This window comes from Mesorhizobium sp. M7A.F.Ca.CA.002.09.1.1, assembly GCF_003998555.1.
Taxonomy (GTDB): Bacteria; Pseudomonadota; Alphaproteobacteria; order Rhizobiales; family Rhizobiaceae; genus Mesorhizobium; species Mesorhizobium ciceri.
Map to the genome: position 1 here is coordinate 1 of NZ_RZRR01000556.1, position 3,826 is coordinate 3,826.

The following is a 3,826-nucleotide window of genomic DNA, read 5'->3' on the forward strand; positions in this document are numbered from 1 at the left end:
GTTATAAACCATGGAGATTGGCGAAAGCATTTCTCCCTTCGTCATCCACGGGCGGAGCAAGGAGCGAAGGCTGGTAGCAAGACTGGAGGTCGTGCGGCGTCTAATCCAGTGTCCGCCTGAATCGCACCAATGCTACGCCGGCAAACAAAGCCACGAACACCACCAGCCAGCCGATCTCCGTTGCCACGGCCGGCAGTTCGGCCCCCTTCAGCATCACCGCGCGGGTGATGCGTAGGAAATGCGTCAGCGGGAATATCTCGCCGAAGATTTGTGCCCAGTCCGGCATGCCGCGATACGGGAACATGAAGCCGGACAGCATGATCGACGGCAGGAAGAAGAAGAAGGTGAGTTGGAGCGCCTGCATCTGCGTGCGGGCGATGGTCGAAATCGTGTAGCCGAGCAGCACTAGCGCCAGCACGAAGATCAGCACGGCGGTCAGGAGCAGCGACATCGATCCGGTGAAGGGGATGGCGAACAGAAGTTTCGCCGCCGCCAGCACCACCACCACCTGCACGCCGCCGACCGCCAGATAGGGCAGCACCTTGCCCATCATGATCTCGAGCGGGCTGGACGGCATCGCCAGCAGGTTCTCCATCGTTCCGCGCTCGGTCTCGCGTGTCAGCGCGATCGAGGTCATCATCACCATGGTCATCTGCAGGATGACGCCCAGCAGGCCGGGCACGATGTTGTATTGCGAGATGCCTTCGGGATTGTAGCGCCGGTGTACGACGACATCGAGCTGACCCTTGGCGGCCTCGGCGGCGGCTTCCTGCGTGCCTTGCGCCCTCAGCAGCGCCTGGCTGGCGACTGTGCCGAGCGTCGAGATGGCGCCGCTGGCCACCGCCGGGTCGGTGGCGTCGGCCTCGATGAGTATCTGCGGGCTGTTGCCGCTCTCCACCCTCCTGGCGAAATCGGCCGGGATGGTGACGACGAAGGCAACGTCGCCGCGCGATATCAGGAACTCGGCCTCGGCGGCACTTTGCGCGACATGGTCGAAACGATAGTAACCGGTGGTCTGCAGCGCCGCGACAATGGCGCGCGTATAGGGATCGTTGCTCGTCGCCACGAGTGCTGCCGGCAGGCTTTTCGGGTCGTTGTTGATGGCGTAGCCGAAAAGCACCAATTGTATCAGCGGCACGCCGAGCATCATGGCGAAGGTGATGCGGTCGCGCCGCATCTGGATGAATTCCTTGATCAGCAAGGCGCCAAGCCGGGCGAAGGAAAAGACGCTGTTCATTCCATGTTGTCCTTCGAGCCGGACATGAACTGGATGAAGACGTCCTCGAGGCTGGTTTCGCCGGGCGAAACTTTCACGCCCTTGTGCTCTCTCTCGACATCGGCAAGCACGGCTTCGAGCTTCTTCTTGTCGGAGCCGACGACATGCAGCGTCGCGCCGAACGGCGCCACCTGATCGACGCCGGGGCGGCCCTGAAGCGCTTCGGCGACCTGATCGAGGCGCGGACCCTGCAGGACGAAGGTGGTCAGCCCGGCATTTTTCACCACTTCGGCGACAGTGCCGGTGGCCAGCATCTTGCCATAGGAGATGTAGCTGATGCGGTGGCAGCGCTCGGCTTCGTCCATATAGTGGGTGGAGACCAGCACGGTCAGCCCGCCGCTGGCGAGGCGATGGATCTCGTCCCAGAACTCGCGCCTCGCCTTCGGGTCGACACCGGCCGTAGGCTCGTCGAGCAGCAGCAATTTCGGCTTGTGCATGATGCAGGCGGCCAGCGCCAGCCGCTGCTTCCAGCCGCCCGACAAGGTGCCGGCCAGCTGGTTGCGGCGCGACGTCAGGCCGAGGTCCTCCAACGTGCTCGCGACATGCCCCTCGACCGGCTTCAGCCGGTAGAGCCGCGCCACGAATTCGAGATTCTCGCCGATCGTCAGATCCTCGTAGAACGAGAATTTCTGCGTCATGTAGCCGACTTCGCGCTTGATGCGCAGGCTGTCGGTGCGGATGTTGAAACCGAGCACCGTGCCTTCGCCCTCGTCCGGCGTCAGCAGGCCGCACATGATGCGGATGGTGGTCGTCTTGCCCGAACCGTTGGGGCCGAGAAAGCCGACGATCTCGCCCTCGGCAACCGACATCGTCACATGGTCGACGACGGTCTTGTCGCCAAAGCGCTTGACCAGGCCGTGTACGTCGATGGCGTTCATCTTGCGCTGTCCGCCAGATCGACATCGACGATCTGGCCGGGCTGCAGCGGGCCGGCATCGCCCTCCGGCCGCGCCTCGACGAGGTAGACCAGCTTCTGCCGGTTCTCGAGCGAATAGATCACCGGCGGGGTGAACTCGGGATCCGGCGAGACGTAGCTGACGCGCGCCTTAACATCCGGGCCGCAGCCGTCGCAATGGACGCCGAGCAAGGTGCCGACCTTGACCGAGGAGAAGGCGCTCTCCGGGATATAGACGCTGAGCTTGACCGCGCCGTCGGGCAGGATCGAAATCACAGGCGCGGTCGGACCTGATGTATCGCCCGGATTGCGGATGACGTCGTTGACGCGGCCGGGCGAAGGGGCGGCCAGCACCCGTTTCGACAGCCGCCACTGCGCCTGCTCCAACGCGGCCTGCGCCTGCTTGACCTGATTGTCGGCGGCCTTGATCGTCTCGGGGCGCGCCGGCAGGCCGCCGACGGCGAGATTGGATTTGGCCTGGCCGACCTGCGCATTGGCCGTTTCGAGCGTGGCCGACGCGGTGTCGAAATCCGCTTGCGTGCCGGCGCCGCGCTTGAACAGATCGGCGGCGCGGTCGTATTTGCGCTTGGCGTCGGCGGCCTGGGCGCTGGCCATATCGACCTCGGCCTTCAGCACGGCGATCTCTTCCGGCCGCTTGCCGATCTGCAGGTCGGCCAATTGCGCCTGCGCCTGGGCAAGGCCGGCCTGCGCCTGCGCGACAGCGATTTTTGCGTCGGCACTTTCCAGCGTCACCACGGTCGTGCCAGGCACCACACGGTCGCCGCGCTTCACCGTGACGGTCTCTACCTGCGCCACCTCGATCGGCGCCAGCAGCACGTAGTCGCCTTCGACATAGCCGACGGCCAGCGGTGCTGCCGGGGCACAGGCCGAGAAGAGCTGCGCGGCGAGCGGCAGCGAACACAGAAAGCTCATGGTCTTTGCCCCTTTGTCTTTGCCCCTTTTCTGGCGGCCAGTATGGCCTTGAGATTGCCCGATGTGACCGCCACCACCTTGGCGGCCTCCGCGGCGCCGATATCGGGCCAGCCCATGCGGCGCATCACCGCCTCACGGCCGATGCGGAAATAGATGACCTGGCCGATCAGCGTGAACACGGTGAGCCTTGTGGCCTCGCTTTCGGCGGGCTCGCCAGTTGCCTGTTCCCACAGCTGGCACAGCCGGCGATGGCTCGGCTCGAAGACACCGTCATAGATACGATCGAGGGCTGCCGTTGGATGGGAAAGTTCGCGCAGGATGAACTGCACGATCTCACCGGCCTGCGGACTGGCCACGACAAAGCCGACCATTCGCTCCAGCGCCGCGAAGAGCTGCGCCTGCGCTGCCTCCGGACCGACCGGCGCGGGCGCCTGCGCATTGCCGAGCGCCGGGCCGGCGACCGTCTGGATGGTCTCGACGATAAAGTCGGCGGCGGCCGTGCGAAGACCCTCCTTGCCGCCGAAATGATAGGCGATCGAGCCGATATTGGCTCGCGCCTCGGCGGCGATCTCGCGCGTCGAGGTGCCGTCGAAGCCCTGCCGTCCGAACAGCTTCAGTGCCGCCTGGACAAGCGCCGCGCGCGTCATCTCGGCGGGCTCGCGACGAAGAACTTTGGGCTCAGGTAGTTTGATCATAAGTGCACTTTAATCAATCGATTGATT

4 protein-coding genes are annotated in these 3,826 nt (G+C 64.6%); all 4 read right to left on the reverse strand.

Annotated features, from left to right (window positions below):
* Window positions 1-100 precede the first annotated feature (100 nt).
* Genes EN994_RS21845 through EN994_RS21860 form a run of 4 tightly spaced genes read right to left on the reverse strand, consistent with a single transcriptional unit; the run spans window position 101 to window position 3,799 of the window.
* The gene (locus EN994_RS21845) at window positions 101-1,237 is read right to left on the reverse strand and encodes an ABC transporter permease (RefSeq protein ID WP_013528655.1); all 1,137 of its coding nucleotides are present in this window, start codon (window positions 1,235-1,237) and stop codon (window positions 101-103) included.
* Entirely contained in the window at window positions 1,234-2,154 is a 921-nt protein-coding gene (locus EN994_RS21850) for an ABC transporter ATP-binding protein (protein WP_063169645.1), read from the reverse strand. The genes EN994_RS21845 and EN994_RS21850 overlap by 4 nt, the downstream gene beginning before the upstream one ends.
* On the reverse strand, window positions 2,151-3,104 hold the full coding sequence (locus EN994_RS21855) for an HlyD family efflux transporter periplasmic adaptor subunit (RefSeq protein WP_027161228.1): 954 nt from the start codon (window positions 3,102-3,104) through the stop codon (window positions 2,151-2,153). Before EN994_RS21855 ends, EN994_RS21850 begins: the two co-directional genes overlap by 4 nt.
* Window positions 3,101-3,799 carry a CerR family C-terminal domain-containing protein gene (locus EN994_RS21860; protein WP_063169644.1) on the reverse strand — a complete coding sequence of 233 codons (699 nt, stop codon included), beginning with the start codon at window positions 3,797-3,799 and terminating at the stop codon, window positions 3,101-3,103. Before EN994_RS21860 ends, EN994_RS21855 begins: the two co-directional genes overlap by 4 nt.
* Window positions 3,800-3,826 lie beyond the last annotated feature (27 nt).

Bases quoted from the DNA above. Each gene is read 5' to 3' on its own strand.
- EN994_RS21855 (WP_027161228.1), bottom strand. From the start codon at position 3,104: ATGAGCTTTCTGTGTTCGCTGCCGCTCGCCGCGCAGCTCTTCTCGGCC.
- EN994_RS21845 (WP_013528655.1), bottom strand. From the start codon at position 1,237: ATGAACAGCGTCTTTTCCTTCGCCCGGCTTGGCGCCTTGCTGATCAAG.
- EN994_RS21850 (WP_063169645.1), bottom strand. From the start codon at position 2,154: ATGAACGCCATCGACGTACACGGCCTGGTCAAGCGCTTTGGCGACAAG.
- EN994_RS21860 (WP_063169644.1), bottom strand. From the start codon at position 3,799: ATGATCAAACTACCTGAGCCCAAAGTTCTTCGTCGCGAGCCCGCCGAG.